The organism is Micromonospora violae (assembly GCF_004217135.1).
Classification (GTDB): domain Bacteria; phylum Actinomycetota; class Actinomycetes; order Mycobacteriales; family Micromonosporaceae; genus Micromonospora; species Micromonospora violae.
The window spans coordinates 5,321,673-5,339,132 of record NZ_SHKK01000001.1; the positions used below are offsets into that span (position 1 = coordinate 5,321,673).

At 71.6% G+C, this 17,460-nt stretch carries 15 protein-coding genes; 7 read left to right on the plus strand and 8 right to left on the minus strand.

What is annotated here, in order from left to right:
• From EV382_RS23890 to EV382_RS23905, 4 genes are read left to right on the plus strand one after another with little or no spacing between them, the layout of a single operon-like run.
• Complete coding sequence (locus tag EV382_RS23890; RefSeq protein WP_244236801.1) at positions 1-2,007, plus strand: MFS transporter; 2,007 nt, start codon at positions 1-3, stop codon at positions 2,005-2,007.
• The gene (locus EV382_RS23895; RefSeq protein WP_130405357.1) at positions 2,004-2,561 is read left to right on the plus strand and encodes a hypothetical protein; all 558 of its coding nucleotides are present in this window, start codon (positions 2,004-2,006) and stop codon (positions 2,559-2,561) included. The genes EV382_RS23890 and EV382_RS23895 overlap by 4 nt, the downstream gene beginning before the upstream one ends.
• Positions 2,558-3,733 (plus strand): M23 family metallopeptidase, encoded by a 1,176-nt coding sequence (locus EV382_RS23900; RefSeq protein ID WP_130405359.1) that lies wholly within the window; start codon positions 2,558-2,560, stop codon positions 3,731-3,733. The genes EV382_RS23895 and EV382_RS23900 overlap by 4 nt, the downstream gene beginning before the upstream one ends.
• A 13-nt stretch (positions 3,734-3,746) precedes the next feature.
• Positions 3,747-4,346 carry a hypothetical protein gene (locus tag EV382_RS23905; RefSeq protein WP_130405361.1) on the plus strand — a complete coding sequence of 200 codons (600 nt, stop codon included), beginning with the start codon at positions 3,747-3,749 and terminating at the stop codon, positions 4,344-4,346.
• 2 nt (positions 4,347-4,348) lie between these two features.
• On the opposite strand, the gene EV382_RS23910 is transcribed toward EV382_RS23905, so the two are convergent.
• Positions 4,349-4,912, minus strand: coding sequence for a hypothetical protein (locus EV382_RS23910; protein WP_130405363.1), 564 nt, complete (start codon positions 4,910-4,912; stop codon positions 4,349-4,351).
• Between the two features lie 195 nt (positions 4,913-5,107).
• Between EV382_RS23910 and EV382_RS23915 the strand changes: the two genes are divergently transcribed.
• Positions 5,108-7,669 carry an FtsK/SpoIIIE domain-containing protein gene (locus EV382_RS23915; RefSeq protein ID WP_130405365.1) on the plus strand — a complete coding sequence of 854 codons (2,562 nt, stop codon included), beginning with the start codon at positions 5,108-5,110 and terminating at the stop codon, positions 7,667-7,669.
• A 19-nt stretch (positions 7,670-7,688) separates the two neighbouring features.
• Entirely contained in the window at positions 7,689-8,402 is a 714-nt protein-coding gene (locus EV382_RS23920; RefSeq protein WP_130405367.1) for a hypothetical protein, read from the plus strand.
• Positions 8,403-8,482: 80 nt separating this feature from the next.
• Here EV382_RS23920 and folE read toward each other — a convergent pair whose 3' ends face one another.
• From folE to EV382_RS32885, 4 genes are all read right to left on the minus strand, one after another.
• Complete coding sequence (gene folE, locus EV382_RS23925; RefSeq protein WP_030328001.1) at positions 8,483-9,148, minus strand: GTP cyclohydrolase I FolE; 666 nt, start codon at positions 9,146-9,148, stop codon at positions 8,483-8,485.
• 35 nt (positions 9,149-9,183) lie between these two features.
• A complete protein-coding gene (gene ftsH / locus EV382_RS23930) occupies positions 9,184-11,202 on the minus strand; it encodes an ATP-dependent zinc metalloprotease FtsH (RefSeq protein ID WP_130405369.1) in 2,019 nt (672 codons plus the stop codon).
• A gap of 530 nt (positions 11,203-11,732) precedes the next feature.
• Positions 11,733-12,308 (minus strand): hypoxanthine phosphoribosyltransferase, encoded by a 576-nt coding sequence (gene hpt, locus EV382_RS23935; protein ID WP_030328005.1) that lies wholly within the window; start codon positions 12,306-12,308, stop codon positions 11,733-11,735.
• A gap of 100 nt (positions 12,309-12,408) precedes the next feature.
• The gene (locus tag EV382_RS32885) at positions 12,409-12,546 is read right to left on the minus strand and encodes a hypothetical protein (protein ID WP_165435848.1); all 138 of its coding nucleotides are present in this window, start codon (positions 12,544-12,546) and stop codon (positions 12,409-12,411) included.
• Between the two features lie 150 nt (positions 12,547-12,696).
• Here EV382_RS32885 and EV382_RS23940 point away from each other — a divergent pair, with 150 nt between their 5' ends.
• The gene (locus EV382_RS23940) at positions 12,697-13,659 is read left to right on the plus strand and encodes a GlxA family transcriptional regulator (protein ID WP_130405371.1); all 963 of its coding nucleotides are present in this window, start codon (positions 12,697-12,699) and stop codon (positions 13,657-13,659) included.
• Between the two features lie 9 nt (positions 13,660-13,668).
• Here EV382_RS23940 and tilS read toward each other — a convergent pair whose 3' ends face one another.
• The 3 genes from tilS to dacB form a co-directional block, all read right to left on the minus strand.
• The gene (gene tilS / locus EV382_RS23945) at positions 13,669-14,652 is read right to left on the minus strand and encodes a tRNA lysidine(34) synthetase TilS (protein ID WP_130405373.1); all 984 of its coding nucleotides are present in this window, start codon (positions 14,650-14,652) and stop codon (positions 13,669-13,671) included.
• 10 nt (positions 14,653-14,662) lie between these two features.
• Positions 14,663-15,733: a zinc-dependent metalloprotease gene (locus EV382_RS23950; RefSeq protein WP_130405375.1), complete on the minus strand. Its 1,071-nt coding sequence runs from the start codon at positions 15,731-15,733 to the stop codon at positions 14,663-14,665.
• Positions 15,734-15,827: 94 nt separating this feature from the next.
• Positions 15,828-17,303, minus strand: a complete 1,476-nt coding sequence (dacB, locus tag EV382_RS23955; RefSeq protein ID WP_208758649.1) for a D-alanyl-D-alanine carboxypeptidase/D-alanyl-D-alanine endopeptidase — start codon at positions 17,301-17,303, stop codon at positions 15,828-15,830.
• Positions 17,304-17,460: the final 157 nt, after the last annotated feature.

Sequence of the window (17,460 nt, forward strand, 5' to 3'; positions counted from 1 at the left end):
ATGGCTAGGGCCTGGGTCAGGGTCCTCGGTCGAGCCGAGGCGGAGCGCCGTGGCCCAGGCCCTGGGCTACGGGGAAGGATCACGTCGTTCCTGCTGGCCCTCGGCGTACTGGCCGGGGCCACCCTCACCTGGCCACTGATCGGAGCGGAAGCCGCAGCCGCCGCACCGCCCACCGCCCAGGCCCGCGCCGACCTCTGCACCACCGCCGAATGGCAAGCCGACTTCCGCGCCTGCGTAGGGAAGCTGAAGCAGGTCGGTGAGGGGGAGATCGAGTGTCGGAAGCCGCCCGTACCGTCCGCCCCGGATTCGGGCCTGGCCGGCTGGTTCGCCTCCCGCCCAGACTCGTCCAAGCTGCCCGGGCCGAAGGGCATCTACAGCGACTACGGCTACGGCGGTTACAGCTTCAACACTTATCGACCGGATGGTGGTTGTGCCTCCGCTGTCCTCCACCCGGACTACAAGTTCACCACCACCGTCGCCAACGGTGAGCTCATGATCGCCACGGCGGTCGTTGGTGCCTCGAACGCCCTGCGGGAGCGGGCCTGGGACCCTCGCTCGATGTGGGATTGGGCCGACCCGCTGGTGGAAAAGGCCACCAAAGCCATCTACCAGAAGGTATTCAGCGTCTTCGGAATCGTCACGCTCTGCGTGGTGGGCCTCTATCTGCTCTGGCGCTCCCGCCAGTCGGACATGAGCAATGCGATGACCACCGCAGGCTGGGCATTGCTGGTGATGGTCGCGGTCACGGCGCTGGCCGCTTGGCCGGTCAAGTCGGCGAACATCGCCGACGGCACCCTGATCACCTCCCTCGGCGTCGTGCACGACGCCATAGGCCCGGCTTCCAGAGACACCCCGCCTGATCAGTGCGATGATCCGGATCCCAAGGCATGCAAGGACAATCGGCCGCCTGCCGTTCGGGCCAGCGACACTGCCACCGAGGCCATGCTTTACCGCAACTGGCTGCGTGGAGTGCTCGGCTCGGCGGATAGCGAGACTGCCCGCAAGTATGGCCCCGCCCTGTACGACGCTAAGGCGTTTTCCTGGGAGGAGGCCGAGAAGCTACGTGCCAACCCGGGAACCCGGGCAGCGACGATCAAGGCCAAGCAGCAACAATGGATGACGGTCGCGGAGCAGATCGAAACCGAAGACCCGGAGGCGTACGAGTTTCTGACGGGATCTCGCGACATGGACCGAATCGGCTCCGGGTTCATCGCCGTGCTCGCGGCCGTACTCTTCGCGATGTTCGACCTGACCGCGTCGCTGCTGGTCCTGCTGGGTTTCCTAATCTTCCGGTGGGCGGTGATCGCGGCACCCATCCTGGGCACCATTGGTCTGCTCCGGCCGGCCAGTGCAGGCCTGCGACGGTTGGCGAACGCCGTGGTCGCTGCGGTATTCAACATCGCCATCTTCGGCACTGGCGCAGCGATCTACCTGTTCGCGGTTGATTTGATCATGAGTACCCCCACCCTGCCGGGTTGGCTTCAGGTGGTGCTGGTCTGGCTCTGCGGAGTGGTCGGATGGCTGCTGCTGCGGCCGTACCGGCGGATCACCCAACTCGGCGGCAAGGACAGTAGCGAGGCGGTCAGTTCGGCCGGTTCCTGGCACCGTCGGTTCTTCCGCGACATGCGGACCGCTGCGCGGCTGGACGTGGCTGAGCCGGGCGGCACCGCCGAACCGGTGGGCGGACGTCGACGGTCACCCGAAGCGGCGCAGACCCGGCTACGACCGGAGGCGCGGCGGGAGGACCCGGTGCCAACCGCTGCGGCCGAAGGGCGGCGCGCGGACGCCGCACGGCCCGACGGTCGAGAGCGGCCCGACGAGACACCGGCGCAGGAGGGTAGAGGGCGCAGCCGCCCGGTCGCTCCGCAGCCCCGACGCCGAGCGCCGGCGACCTGGACCGAGCCGGATGTACCGGCGGAGAACCCGTCGTTCGTGGTCTACCGTCCCGGCTCCGCAGAACGTGCACCGGATCGCACCGGACCTCGGGTGCGCTCTGAGGCAAGGTGACGGCCATGCGACGGGCGCTGGAATTCCTCTTCACCCGGGCGCTGCGGTCCCGGCTGGGCATTGCACTGGTGATCGGGGTGGTGGTCGTCGGCGTGCTCGGGACGGCCCGGCTGATCGGCAACCCGGTTGATTCGGCGGATGGGTTGAGCAGCCGCCCGGATGGACCGATCATCACCGTCGATCCCACGGCAGGCGACGACGGTCTGCTCAACAGCGCAGCTCCGCCGTCACCCGTGACGTCGCCCGGTGCCCGCACCCCCGAGCAGACCGCCGACCGCTTCGCCGCAGCCTGGCTGGGCCGCCCCGGGATGACCACCGAAGACTGGCAGGCTGGCCTACGGCCGCTCTCCACACCGGCGCTGAAGGAAAAGCTGACCGGCGCCGAGCCCGAGAGTGTGCCCGCCGAGAAGGTCACCGGTCCGCCAACCATGCGGGAGCGGACCGAGACGTTCGTCGAGTTGCTGCTCCCCCTTGATGCTGGCCGACTCCGGTTGGAGTTGGTCACCTCCGACGATGGTTGGCTGGTCGACGTTCTGGACTGGGAGCGGTCATGAGCGACGTTGGTAGCGCCGAAACCCGCCGCCGTCCCCTCCGGCTCGGTGTGATCGCCGCAGCGCTCACCGGGATGCTGCTCCTGCTCTGCTGCACCGGCGGCACCGCCGCGTTCTTCCTCACCGGGCTCGGCGGCGACGACGCCGAAACCGGGGCCCTGGCGGGCCCGGAGTGCGGACCGGTCCGAGCGGTGAACATCGCGGGCAAGCTGCCGCGATTCAGCGAGTACGGCGACAGCCAGGTCCGCAATGCCGCGATCATCATCAAGGTCGGCCAGGACATGGGGGTGCCCTCGCGAGGCTGGGTCATCGCCCTCGCCACCGCGATGCAGGAGTCGGCCCTGCGCAATCTCGCCAACAGCGGGGTGCCCGAGTCCCTGGCCCTGCCGCACGAAGGCGTCGGCGCGGACCACGACTCGCTGGGCCTGTTCCAGCAACGGCCCGGGTGGGGCACGGTCGCCGAGCGGTTGACCCCCGCGTACGCGGCCCGCAAGTTCTACGAGAAGCTCGTCAAGGTAGGCAGTTGGCAGCGCCAACCGCTGACCGTGGTCGCGCAGCGGGTGCAGGTCAGCGCCTACCCGGACGCGTACGCCAAACACGAAGAGGTAGCCAGCCGGATCGTGGACGCGCTCGCCGGCGGCGCGGCCCGCACCGTCGAGATCAACGGCAAGGCGGTGTGCGACGCGGCGGAGCGCGGCCAGATCGCCGCCTCCGGCTGGACCGCGCCGATCCCCGGCGGAGTCGGCTCCGGTTTCCGCACCACCAGCCGACCCAGCCACAACGGAGTCGACATCGGCGCGGCCAAAGGCACCGAGATCCGCGCGGCAGCGACCGGCCGGGTGCTGGTGTCGACCTGCGACGAGGACCACCGCGGCCGCCAGGACTGCAACGTGGACGGATTCCCCGGCAAGGGGGGCTGTGGTTGGTTCGTCGACCTCTTGCACGCGGGCGGCTACATCACCCGGTACTGCCACATGGTTGTCCAGCCCTTCGTCAGAAAAGACCAGATCGTAACGGCCGGTCAGGTGATCGGAAAGGTCGGCAGCAGCGGCAACTCCTCCGGCCCGCACCTGCACTTCGAGGTGCACCTGCAAAACGACCGCAGCGCCTCCGGCGCGGTCAACCCGGTCCCGTTCATGCGCGAGCGGGGTGCCCCGCTGCGCGCCGCCGAGTGAGGCCACCGCGGGCATGACCGGACCGTTGCCCGACCCGTTCGCCGACCAGCCCGACTGGGCACCGCAGCCGCCCAGGCCACTTGCCATCGTCCCGGCGACGGAGCGGGTCGAGCTGCGCGGGCGACGGGTGCTGGTCGGTCTGCCCGGGATGGGTTGGCGCGGTGACCTGCGCGCCGACGACCGGGTGGTGCAGAACGCCCGGACCTACGTACCGGTGATCCCCGAGCACGAGTGGTACCGGGCCGAAGCCGAGCAGGTCGAGGTGTTCGCGCCGCTGGTGCCGGTCGAGCGGGTCTGGGTGGAGACGGTCGGCAACCGACCAGGGGTGGAGAGTGTCCGGGACACCGGCATCCGATTGGTCTCGCTGGACGGTCCCACGCATCCCACCCCGACACCGGTCTTCGAAGCGGACGCCGTGACCGGGCGGCGGGTGGTGCACGTCGAGGGCGGCCTGGAGCACCGGGACCTTCGAGCGGTCACCGAGACCTACTCGGGAGCCGAAGGGGACATCTGCGTGCGGATCACACCGGAGGTGGAGTGGTACCGCTGGGCCTGGCGCGGCCAGTCACCCAGCACGCTGGAGGTTCCGGTTCATCTCCTGTGGATTGAATGACGTCAGCCAGCTCGCGTGCCGCCACAAACTCGCCAAGCCTCGCCATCCTCGACGACAGTGAACGTCCAGTCTTCTCGGCGGCTACTTCGGACAACGCCCTCGGCAGACCCGGAAATGGTCAGCGTGACGCCGACCGACTCTGCCTCACCAAACGGCGTGCGAGTCAGTTGCCCCCAACTAACTCGCACGGTGACGCCGAATTTTGTCTCACGCTGCTCAATTTCAGCTCTTAAGTTTCGAATGGCCTGCAGGTCGGCCCCGCTCTCACAGGTAAAGAGGTCTGCTCTCGTGTCATTGCGATCCACGAGGAACGCGCGTAGGTAGTTGTCCACGACCACGTCGGGTGCGCTGCGGTCGGGGGCCGAGGCGCGGGTGTACCAAACGTAGGCGGTGGCGACCCCGCCGAGACAGAGCAGGGCGAGCACACCCGCGACGACGGTGAGCACTGTCCGCATTCGGCGGCGTGGCGGCTGCGGTGCCGGCGGCACCGGGGCGGGCGGCAGCTGCTCCGACGGTGTCCGCTGGGCCGGTACGCGGGAGACCTGGGAACCGGCGGGGGGCTGCACTGATTCCACCTCCTGAAGTTATCGGGTGGACGCTCCGGAGCCAATGCCTCAGATCCAGCGGATCGTGACGGACCCCTCCCCACCGGTGAGATCCACGACATCACCGGCGCAGCGCCGAGGTACCTCCCGGAGGTGCGCCCTCGGCTGGGATACCGTCTCTGCTTGGGGAGGGGTTGCCAACCTCGGGTAGAGGGGGTGGACGCGGTGGCCGGTCCGAAGGCTCGCACGAACCGCGCCGCAGCCCTGCATCGTCGGGCCACGGCCGTCGCGACCGCGGCTGCGGGGATCCTGGACGAGACGCGGCCGGCGCCGGCTGATCAGCGCCGTCAGTACGAGGTGGCTGACCGACTGCGGACGGCTGCCGCTCTGCTGGCTCCGGGTTGGTCGGGCGCGGCACTGGACTCGCTCACCGTGGACGCGCCGGCGGGTGATGGTCCGCCGCTGTTCGTTCGGGTCGGCACGGCGGCGCCGTTGGACGATGCTCGTTTCCCCGCGTTGGTGCCACTTGTCGGCACCGGTCACCTGAGCGTGGACGCGGATGCCCGGGAGCCGAGGGTGGCGGGGTTGCTCCGGGCCGTACTCCTGCGGTTGTTGGCTGCCGCACCGGCGGGTGCGCTGCTGATTCGCGCGGTGGACGCCACCGGGGCGGTGCTGACGCCGTTCGGGGCGCTGGGGGATGCTGGCCTGCTGCCGCCGCCTGCGGTGGACGTGGCGGGTCTGCGTGCGGTGTTGACCGAGGCGGAGCAGTGGGTCACGCCGGGGGCGAGTGGGCGACGCCGTCACGATCGGACACTGTTGCTGGTGGTGGCGGCGTTGCCGGAGGCGACCGGCCCGAGTGATCTGGCGCGTATTGAGACGTTGGCCGAGCAGGGGCCTGCGGCCGGGCTGCACCTGGTGGTGGCGGGTTGGCCGCCGGCGGGCCCGTTCTCGGCTCGGGCACCGCTGCCGCGTGCCACGCCGCTGGCGTTGCGTAACGCGTACGCGCTGCTCGGCGATCCGCCGGGGGCGTCGTTCGCCGGGCCGGGCGCTGATCCGCCGGGCGGTTTGAACTCGCCGGTCTTCGTCGAGTCGGACCCGCCGGCGGATCTGGTCGACGCGGTCTGTCGGCGGCTCGCCGAACAGGTGGAGGCGGGTTCCCGGTTGGCGTTGGCCGCGCTGCTGCCGCCGACGGGTGATCGCCTGTGGGAGTCGGATTCGGCCGACGGGTTGACCACGATCGTCGGCGACGCCGGGGGCCGGTCGGTGCCGCTGGGTTTCACCGAGTTGACCCCGCACTGGTTGGTGAGTGGCCGGTCCGCCGCGGGCCGGGCCGCGTTCCTGACCACCGCGCTGCTCGGTTTGGCGGCCCGGTACGGCCCGGATGACCTGGCGTTCTACCTGGCGGATCTTGGCGACGGCGAGTCCTTCGTGGAGTTTCTGCAGACTGAGCGGGACCGGTCGTGGGTGCCGCAGGTGCGGGCGGCCGCGATGGCCGCCGACCGGGAGTATGTCCGGGATCTGCTCGACGAGTTGGCGGCCGAGGTCCAGCGCCGCACGGAGGCGGGTGCCCGGGCCGGGGGGCAACGCTTCGCGGAGCTGCGTCAGCATCAGCCGCTGCCGCGGATCGTCTGTGTGGTGGACAATGTGCCGCTGCTCTTCGCCGAACGGGACCGGCTGGCCGCCGAGGTGGCCGCCCAGTTGGATGGGCTGGCCCGGGCGGGTCGGGCGTACGGCGTGCACCTGGTGTTGGCCGGCGCGGGCGAGTTGGGGCTGAGTGCCCGCGCGGATGCTGGTCATCGGGATTCGGTGCTCGGGCAGTTCCCGGTGCGGGTGGCGTTGCCGGGTGGCAGCCCGGTGCTGGAGCCGACCAACGACTCGGCGGCCGGTCTGCCGGTGGGCAGTGCGGTGGTGAACACGGCCGGCGGGCTCGGTGGTCCGCGGGGTGCGATCCGGGGTCACGAGCGGTTGATCCGTCACCCGGATCCGCAGGATCATCCGGAGGTCGTGGAGCAGCTGCGGCACGAGTTGTGGGCGGCCCGACCGGCCGGGTCGGCGCCGCCGGTGGTCTTCGCGGGTTACGCCCGCCCCCTGCTGGCCAACGATCCGCGCCACCGGGCGGCGCTGGCGGGGCAGGCGCGCGGGCCGGCCGCGCTGCTGGGCCGTGCGGTGGACGTGGCCCGGTCGACGGTCGCCGTGCCGTTGGGGCCGGCGGCGGGGCGCAACCTCGCGGTGCTGGGTTCGGGTGCCCCGGCGGGCGGGCTGTTGGCGACGGCAGCCCGGAGCACGTCGGCTCACCACGCACCGGGCGGCGCCCGCTTTCTGGTGGCGGCACCGGACCCGGGTGCCCGGGCGTTGGCGGAGGCGTTGACGGCCAAGTTGGCGACCCGGCATGCGGCCGAGTTGGTGGATCTTCCGACGCTGCTCGCGGACACAGCCGATGACCTGCCGACGTACCTGGTGGTCTTCGGGTTGGATCGGCCTGGTCCTCGGGAGTTGCCGGTGGACCGGCTGCGGTCGCTTCTGCGGGACGGGCCTCCGGCGGGGCGGCATCTGCTGGGCTGGTGGCGTGCGGTGCCGCCGTTCGCCGCGTTGTTCGAGCCGGCGGGCGAGGTCGACAAGCTGGCTGCGGTGGCCGTGCTGGACGTGCCGGTCGTGCAGCTGACCGCGGTCTTCGGTCGGCCGGTCGAGTGGCAGGTGCGCCCCGACCGGGCGATCCTCTTTGACGGTCCGGACGAGCGGGGCACCGTCCTGGTGCCGTTCGCCGACGAGGCCGGCTGACCGGGTGGGGGTGTCCGAGGTGAGTCCGAACGCGACGGTGACCGGGCCGGGGCGGCAGCGGGTCGCCGCGGCGACCGGGGATGCCACGTCGCCGGCGGTCGGGTCCGGCGCGGCCTGGGCGGAGTACCTTGCGGCCGCCCGCCAGTTGGACGGGGTACGCCGTGGCGCGGCTGCCGCCGCCGGTGAGCAGGCCCGGTCGGCGGAGGCCGCCCGGGAGGAGTTGACGGTGGTCCGTACCGGGCTGGCGAGTCAGCAGGATCGGTTGCGCGAGTTGGGCGTACCGGCGATCTCCCTGGTGCCGTCGCCGCCGGAGCTGACCGAGGCGGCCCGGTCGATGGCGGGTGGTCCGGCGGCGGTGCTGGCGGCGCTGCGCTCCGCGCGTGGTTGGGCCGAGGCGGCGGACGCGGCGCTGGCCGCCCGCCGCCGGCCGGGCTCCTGGCCCGCGCGGGCCCGCAACCTCCTGGTGTACGGGCCGTTTGCGCTGCTGGTGCCGCTGATTCAGGTCCTGGTTCTGGCGGCGACGGGGGTGGGGCCGGCGAGCGTGGCGGCGTTGATCTGCGGGCTGCCGATGCCGGCGGTCGCGTTCGTCGCCGGTTGGATCGCCATCGGGCGGTTGTTCCGGGTCGGCCCCACCGAGCGGTTGGACCGCACGGTGCGTTTCGGCGCGTTGGTGTGCCTGGTGCCGGCCGTGCTGGCCACGGCCGGTCTGCTGCTGGCCCTGCTCGCGGGCTGACACCACCTGCGGTAGGAGGCCCGGGAACGGAGCGGCCGGCCGTCCCGGGAGGGTGTGGCCGGCCGCGGTGCGTCGGGGTGTCAGCGGGGGATGATCAACGCCATCGCCTCGGCCCGCGACTTGGAGTCCGTCTGGAGGATGCCGCGTACGGCCGAGGTGATGGTCTTGGCACCGGATTTCTGGATGCCGCGCATCGCCATGCACATGTGCTCGCATTCGAGCACGACGACGACGCCGCGTGGTGCGAGTTTGCTCATCAGCAGGTCGGCGACCTGCGAGGTGAGCCGTTCCTGCACCTGGGGCCGGCGGGCGAAGACCTCGACGAGCCGGGCCAGCTTGGACAGGCCGGTGATCCGCCCATCGGGGCCGGGGATGTAGCCGATGTGCGCGCTGCCCCGGAAGGGCAGCAGGTGATGTTCGCAGAGGCTCATCACGTCGATGTCCCGGACGATGACCAGCTCTTCGTGGTTGGCCTCGAAGGTGGTGCTGAGCACCTGGGCCGGGTCGACCCGCAGGCCGGCGAAGAGTTCGGCGTACGCGCGGGCGACCCGGGCCGGGGTCTGCTGGAGCCCGTCGCGGTCCGGGTCCTCGCCGACCGCGATGAGGATCTCGCGGACGGCCTTCTCGATCCGGCCGAGGTCGACCGCGTCCTCGACGGGGCGGCCGGTCAGCTTGCCGCTGATCAGCCGCGCGGCCACGTAGTCCAGTTCGTCGTCGCCGTCGGGTTCGGTCGCGGAGACGGCCAGCTCCCGGTGCGGGGAGCTGGCCGTCGGGTCGTTACTCAGTGCGTGCCGTCCGAGTTGTTGGACGGCGCCCCACCGCCGACCGACGCCTGCGCGCCATCGGCCTGGGCCTGCGCCTTGAGCTTGTCCTTCTCCGCCGGGGTGAGCACGGGTGGCTCGGTGGAGGGCTGACGCTTGCCGAAGCCGTTGTACGGCGCCAGCGGCGGGCGCTTGACCACCCGGGAGCAGATCCGCGCCATGTCGGCCGTGGAGAGGGTCTCCTTCTCCATCAGCTCGAGCACGATGTTGTCTAGGACGTCCCGGTATTCCACCAGGATCTCCCAGGCTTCGTCGTGCGCCAGCTCGACCAGTGCCCGCATCTCGCCGTCGATCTCGGCGGCCACCGAGTCCGAGTAGTCGCGCTCGTGGCCCATGTTGCGGCCGAGGAACGGCTCGTCCCCGCTGGTGCCGTACTTGATCGCGCCGAGCTTGGAGCTCATGCCGTACTGGGTGATCATCGCGCGGGCCAGTTGGGTGGCCTTCTCGATGTCGTTGCCGGCACCGGTGGTGGGCTCGTGGAAGACCAGTTCCTCGGCGGCGCGACCGCCCAGCGCGTACGCCAGGGTGTCGATCATTTCGGCGCGGGTCTGGGTGTACTTGTCTTCGGTCGGGAGCACCAGGGTGTGGCCCAGCGAGCGACCACGGGACAGGATCGTCACCTTGTGCACCGGCGCGGCGTGCGGCAGCGCCCAGGCGACCAGCGCGTGGCCACCCTCGTGGTACGCGGTGATCTTCTTTTCCTGGTCGCTCATGACGCGGGTCCGTCGCTGCGGACCTGCGATCACCCGGTCGATCGACTCTTCCAGCGAGTCGTTCGAGATCGCGCGCTGATCCTTACGGGCGGTGAGCAGGGCCGACTCGTTGATCACGTTGGCCAGGTCGGCACCGCTGAAGCCCGGGGTACGCCGTGCCACCGAGTCGAGGTCGACGTCGGGGGTGAACGGCTTGCCCTTGGCGTGCACCCGCAGGATGGCCTTGCGGCCCTCCATGTCGGGGGCGTCCACCGGGATCTGCCGGTCGAACCGGCCCGGGCGCAGCAGCGCCGGGTCGAGGATGTCCGGCCGGTTGGTGGCGGCGATCAGGATGACCCCGCCCTTGGTGTCGAAGCCGTCCATCTCGACGAGCAGCTGGTTGAGCGTCTGCTCCCGTTCGTCGTGGCCGCCGCCCATGCCGGCGCCACGGTGCCGGCCGACGGCGTCGATCTCGTCGACGAAGACGATCGCCGGGGCGTTCGTCTTGGCCTGCTCGAACAGGTCGCGGACCCGGCTGGCGCCGACGCCGACGAACATCTCCACGAAGTCGGAGCCGGAGATGGAGTAGAAGGGCACGCCGGCTTCGCCGGCGACCGCGCGGGCCAGCAGGGTCTTACCGGTGCCGGGCGGGCCGAACAGCAGCACGCCCTTCGGGATCTTGGCACCCAGGGCCTGGTACTTCGCCGGGTTCTGCAGGAAGTCCTTGATCTCGTGCAGCTCCTCGACGGCCTCCTCGGCACCCGCGACGTCCGCGAAGGTCGTCTTCGGCGTGTCCTTGGTGATCATCTTGGCCTTGGACTTGCCGAAGTTGAGCACCCGGGAGCCGCCACCCTGCATCTGCGACATGAAGAACAGCAGCAGGAGCACGAGCAGCGCGATCGGCAGCAGGTTGACGAGCAGGCTCACCCAGATGCTGTCCGAGGAGACCTTGGTGTCGGCCGGGCCGGTGACCCGGTTGGCCGCCTTGGCGGCCTCCACCTCGTTCCAGATCTGTTCGCCAACCTGGTACGGGAACTGTGCCTCGATCCGGTCGGTCTCGGTCTTGCCGAACTTCGTCTTCTCGGCCAGGTCCAGCTGGAGCGTCTGCTCCTTGTCCTGGAAGACAACCTTATTGATCTTGGCGGTGTGCAGCTGATCGAGCGCAACGGAAGTGTCCACGCGGTGGTAGCTGGGACCAGCGGTGAACAGCTGACTGAGCACAACGGCGCCGAGGATGACCAGGATGATCCAGACCACCGGTCGGCGGAAGAAACGCGTACGTTCCATACTGTTGTCGAGCGCCGGGGGCGCCCGCATCCTCCTGATCGACGTCCTGACCGTCTGATGGTGTCGCCGCGGTGAGCGGCGGCCGGAGCCGCCGTGCGGGCCGGCCTCGACCCCGAAGCGCGAAAACTGCCGCGCCGCGGTCATTCGACGGTACACCGTGTACGCGAGGAGTGAGCTTGCGAGCCCCGCAGTCGTGCGCCATCAAAAGACCGTGTACGCCAACAGCGAACTTGTGAGCCCCCGCACTCGGCCCGCCGTCGACATCGACGACACGCACCGCGGGCAGGCCCACCAGCCTCGCAACCAACGTGCGGCGAGTCCGGGTGGAAGCCGGCGTGGCGGGGAGTCCGGCTCGGCCACCCGAGCGCCCGGTCACGCGATCGAGGGGGTCGAGCGCGGAGTTACCTCCGGGCCACCGTGCTACACGGTAACCGCAACAGCTGAGAGCGCGCTGAACGTCGGCTCGATGGATGCCGATGCGAGTCGGGCTCATGCCGACCCCGGGCCATCCCGACGGGTCGGGCCGGGCGTCAGGAGCGGGCGTAGACCTCGGGCTTGAGCACCCCGACGTACGGCAACTCCCGGTAGCGCTCACCGAAGTCGAGGCCGTACCCGACCACGAACTCGGTGGGGATGTCGAAGCCGACGTACTTCACCGGGACCGGCACCTTCACCGCGTCCGGCTTGCGGAACAGGGCGACCACCTCGACGCTCGCCGCCGAGCGCGACTCGAGGTAGCGCAGCAGCCAGGAGAGCGTGAGCCCGGAGTCGACGATGTCCTCGACGACGACCACGTGCCGACCGGCGATGTCCCGGTCCAGGTCCTTGAGGATGCGCACGACCCCGGAGGAGGTGGTGCCCTGGCCGTAGGACGAGATGGCCATGAAGTCGAGTTCCGCCGGTGGGCCGTTACGACCCAGCGCCCGGGCGAAGTCCGCCATGAACATCACCGCACCCTTGAGTACGCACACCAGCAGCAGCCCGTCGCCCACGTGGGCGTAGTCGGCGGAGACCTGCTTGGCCAGCTCCGCCGTCTTCTCGCGGATCTGCGCCTCGGAGATGATCACGTGGTCGATGTCGGCGTCGTACCAGGAGCCATCAGCCATGACTCCTAGCCTGCCGTACGTCGGATGGCCTCCGTCGGCGGGGCCGCACCTTTTGGCGCGGTCCCGCCAAGGATTTTCTCCGCAAATCACGCTAACCACATCAGTTGGTGCGTGACCGCCAGCGGCGGCCGTCGTCGCTGGGCTTCCAGTCGGCCGAGTCGTGGCTGTCGACGGTGAGGCCGGCCGCCGAGGCGGCGGCGAGCAGGACGAGGAACAGGAGGAGGAACAGGAACTCCATGGCGGCGCTCGCTTTCGCATGATTGCTGTCGGTTTCGCCGCCGGTGCGCACCGGACTGAGACCAGTCTGCGCCGTGCCAGAGCGGCCGGACAGTGGCAGGAATGCCATCGACCATCGATTTACTGCCACCTGTCGGGTTACCCTCGTCACATGCTCCGGTCCGTTGCCGTGCTCGTCCTTGACCAGGTCGCTCCCTTCGAGCTCGGCGTGCTCGCCGAGGTGTTCGGCACCGACCGGACAGCCGACGGTTTCCCCGCCTACCGCTTCCAGGTGTGCAGCCCGGACGGCGCTCCCGTGCGTACCTCGTCCGGCTTCCACCTCACGCCACACGCAGGCCTCGGCCCGGTCGACGAGGCCGACCTGGTGGCCGTTCCCGCGCACAGCCAGGGCACCACCGTCCCCGGTCCGGTGCTCGACGCGCTCCGCCGCGCCGACGCCCGGGGCGCATACCTGTTCAGCGTCTGCTCCGGAGCCTTCCTGCTCGGCGCGGCCGGGCTGCTCGACGACCGCGAGTGCACGACCCACTGGCGGCACGTGGACGAGCTGCAACGCCGGCACCCGCGCGCCCGGGTGCGCTGCAACTCGCTCTACGTCCAGGACGGCCGGCTGCTCACCAGCGCCGGCACGGCCGCCGGCATCGACGCGTGCCTGCACCTGATCCGCCAGGAGCACGACTCGGCCACCGCGACCCGGCTGGCCCGGCGAATGGTGGTTCCGCCGCACCGCGACGGCGGCCAGTCCCAGTACGTCGAGGCGCCTATCCCGAAGGCCCCCGAGGCACCCACCCTCGAACCGGTGCTGGAGTGGCTGATGGGCCACCTGGACCGGACGATCACCGTGGAGGAGTTGGCTGCCCGCGCCGGCATGGCGCCCCGCACCTTCGCCCGCCGGTTCCGCGCCGAGACCGGCACCACGCCGCACGACTGGCTCACCAACCAGCGGGTGCTACTCGCCCGGCGGCTGCTGGAGGAGACCCCGTTGAGCGTGGAGGCGGTCGCCGACCAGGCCGGCTTCGGCGACGCCGCCGCGCTGCGCCACCACTTCAGCCGCCGGGTCGGCGCCACCCCCCACAGCTACCGGACCACCTTCCGGGATCGGGCGCACAGCAGCTGACCGGACGCCTCAGCCCGGGATCAGCCGGTCGGCCCGGCGCCGCACCCGGACACCGCCGGGCAGGTCGGTCGGACCCTGACCGTGCCAATCGGTGACCAGGGCGTCCAGCGCGGCGATGTGCCGATGGGACAGGGCGGCGGGCAGCGCGCCCAGCTCGCGGGCCCAGGAGTGCAGCACCCGGCCGCGTACGGCGGGGACCAGGCCGAGCAGCGCCGGCACGGACAGCCCCCCGTCGGGGCAGCGGGCCCCCGCCAGCGCCGTCCCCGACAACTCGTCGAGCGCCGCGTTGTCGGCGGCCACCAGCCGGGCGGTACGCGCGAGGTTGTCCACCACACCCGGCCCGAGCACCCGCACCAGCGCCGGCAGCAGATCGGCCCGCACCCGCGACCGGGCGTACGACGGGTCGGTGTTGTGCGGATCCTGCCAGGGGTTGAGCCCGAGCACCGCGCACGCCGCGCGCGTCTGCTCCCGACCGATCTCCAACAGCGGGCGCAGCAGCGGCACCCCGCCCAGATCCCGCCGGGCGGGCATCCCGGCCAGCCCTCGTGGGCCGGCGCCCCGGGCGAGCGCGAGCAGCACCGTCTCCGCCTGGTCGTCGCGGGTGTGCCCGGTGAGCACCGCGACCGCGTTCTGCTGCCGGGCCACCTCGGTCAGCGCCTGGTAGCGGGCCTCCCTGGCGGCCGCCTCCGGCCCGCCGGGACGCCCGGCCACCTCCACCCGGACCACCGTCGCCGACGCGAACCCGACCTCCCGCCCCCAGGCGGCCACCGCCTCCGCGCGCTCCGCGGAGCCGTCCTGCAGGCCGTGGTCGACGCTGACGAGCACCGCGCTGCGGCCCAGCCGCGGCGCGACGAACACGGTGGCCGCCGCGAGCGCGAGCGAGTCGGCACCACCGGAGCAGGCGACCAGCACCGGACCACCGGACGGCAGCCCGGTCAGTGCGCGGCGGACCGCCACCCGGACGGCCGCCACCGGCGGAGCGAGCGCGGCCACCGGCGGGTGGTCAGCCAGCGGCCGGAATGGTGCCGGCCGGGCCGTGCACGCGGGCGACCCAGGCGTCCGGGTCGCCCAACTCCGACAGCCGAGGCAGCGTCAACGGGGAGTTGAAGATCGAGTTGAACCCGTCCATGCCGACGCGTTCCACCACGCCGTGCACGAACTTGCGCCCCTCGGCGTACTGGCGCATCTTGACGTCCACCCCGAGCAGCCGGCGGATCGCCTTCTCCAACGGGTTGCCCGCCTCCCGGCGTCGGTTGAACGACGCCCGGATCCGCTCGACGCTCGGGATCACCTGCGGGCCGACGCCGTCCATCACGAACTCCGCGTGCCCCTCCAGCAGGGTCATCAGCGCGGTGAGCCGGTCCAGTACGGCCCGCTGCGCCGGGGTCTGCACGATGTCCAGCACGCTGGTGCGGCTCTCCGGGTCGCGGATCGCCTCGGACAACGTGGCCACCCCGCGCCGCAACCGCTCGACCAGGTGCTCGCTCCCGCTGGACGAGGCGTCCACGAACGCCTGCACCTCGCTGAGGAAGTAGGCCCGCATCCACGGCACGGCCGTGAACTGGGTGCGGTGGGTGACCTCGTGCAGACACACCCAGAGCCGGAAGTCCCGAGGGTCGGCACCGAGCTTGCGCTCCACCTCGACGATGTTCGGCGCGACCAGCAGCAGTTGGCCCGGCTCCGCCGAGAAGACCTCGTACTGGCCGAGCACCCGACCGGAGAGGTACGCCAGCACCGTGCCGGCCTGCACACCTGTCAACCGGGACCCGATCGCCTCGGTCAACGCGCCCGGCTGTTTGTCGCCGGAGAGCCGGCTCATCAGCGGCGAGATCACCTCACGGAGCCCGGCGATGTTGGTCGCGGCCCAGTCACGACGATCGACCACCCGGACCGGCGGATGCGACACCTGCGCCCGCAGCCCGGTGTAGTCGGCCACGTGCCCGGCCGCCTCGTCGGTCAGCCGGCGCAGGTCGCCGACCACGTCGGTGGCTTCGGCGTACGACACGCGGGGGCCAGACTTGCTCAACGCCCCCGCGGTGGCGGCGGCCAGATCCCAGTCCACGAACTGCGCCATGGACCCACCGTACCCGCGCCGCGACACCCCGGCCCGGGCTCGCGCCCTCGACCGACACCGATGGCGACCGTCGCCACCCCCGGACCGGCGACGGTCAGCCGCACCCGCAGCCGGCCAGGGCGGCGGCGATCCGATCCAGCGCCGGCTGGGCGGTGTCCCGGTCACCAGGGACCTTGTCGGTGAGCACCGCGAAGGTCAACAGCCGACCCTCGGCGGTGGTCACCAGGCCCGCGATGGCGTGCACGCCGGTCAGCGTGCCGGTCTTGGCCCGGACGCTGCCCGCGCCCGCCGCGGTGCCCGCCGTGTTGCGGTAGCGCTCGTTCAGCGTCCCGGACCATCCACCCACCGGCAGACCACCGAAGACGCCGGCCAGCTCCGGGTGATCCGGGCTGGCAGCCAACCGGATCAGGTCGGTCAGCAGCGACGGGCTGATCCGGTTACGGCGGGACAGCCCGCTGCCGTCGGAGACGCTGATCTCGTCGGCGGGCAGGCCCAACTCCGCCACCTCGGCGTCCATCGCCGCGGCGCCCCCGTCGAACGAGGCGGGCTGGTTGCGGGCCAACGCGACCTGCCGGGCGAGCGCCTCAGCCACCAGGTTGTCACTCTCGCTGATCATGACGTCGACGAGCCGGATCAGCGGCGGAGACTGCACCACACCCAACTCGGTGCCGGGTGCCGGGCTGGCGCCGGCCGCGGCTGGGGCCGGCGCCGTGCCCCGCTTCACGGCGTCGGTCGGCACACCGAGCAACCGGGCGAACGCCTTGCCGGCGGCCAGGTCCGGCTCGGCGAACCGCTGGGCGGACCCGTGTCCCACGCCCGGGTCCGTCCGCGCGCCGTCGGTCATCAACGCGGTCACCGCGCCACCCGACCCACCGGTGGGGATGTCGTCGTCCCAGCCGGGGCCGTAGACCGGGCCGGAGTAGAGCGAGCCGTCGACGGTGACGCTGGTCGGGGAGGTGCCGCCGAGCGCCGTACGCACCTGGGCGGCCAGCTCGTCGAGACGCGCCGCGCCCGGGTAGTAGCCCTTCTTGTTGATCGCGAGGGTGGGGTCGCCGCCACCGACGATCACCACCTCGCCGGGCTTCTCGCCGGCCACCGCGCGAGTGGGAATCCGGTAACCGGGCCCCCGGGCCGCCAGCACGGTCACCGCGGTCGCCAGTTTCGTCACCGAGGCGGGGACGGTGCCGTCGTCCGCCCCCTTCGCGAACAACGTCTGGCCGGTGATCACGTCGGCGACCGAGACGTTGACCCGGTCACCCAGGGCGGCGACGCCGACCAGTGGATCGAGCACGGCACGAACCCCGTCCGGGGTGGGCACCGGGGCGTTCGCATCCGGACCGCCCAGCACATCCGACGGGGCGGGGTCCGGTGTCACGCCGGCCGCGTTCGGCCCGGACGCGGCGTCGTCGCCCAGCCATCCAGCCACCGGGCCGGGACGGGTGATCACGACTCCGACGCTGGCGAGGACCAGCAGGAGCACGACGGCCAGCACCACCGGAAGTCGCCGCCGGCGGCGCGGTGCGGCGGGTGCGGATGGGGGTACGGGTGCGGCGCCGGCGGGCGCCGGCAACGCGGAGATCGGCGGGCCCAACGGCGGGACGCCACCGGGACGAGCCGGCCCGGGGCCGAACGACGGGCTGACCGGCGCAGGGCTGACCGGCGCAGGGCTGACCGGGACCGCGGCACTGCCCCGCGGCGGGCCGCTCACCGGCGGCTCACCGCCGCCT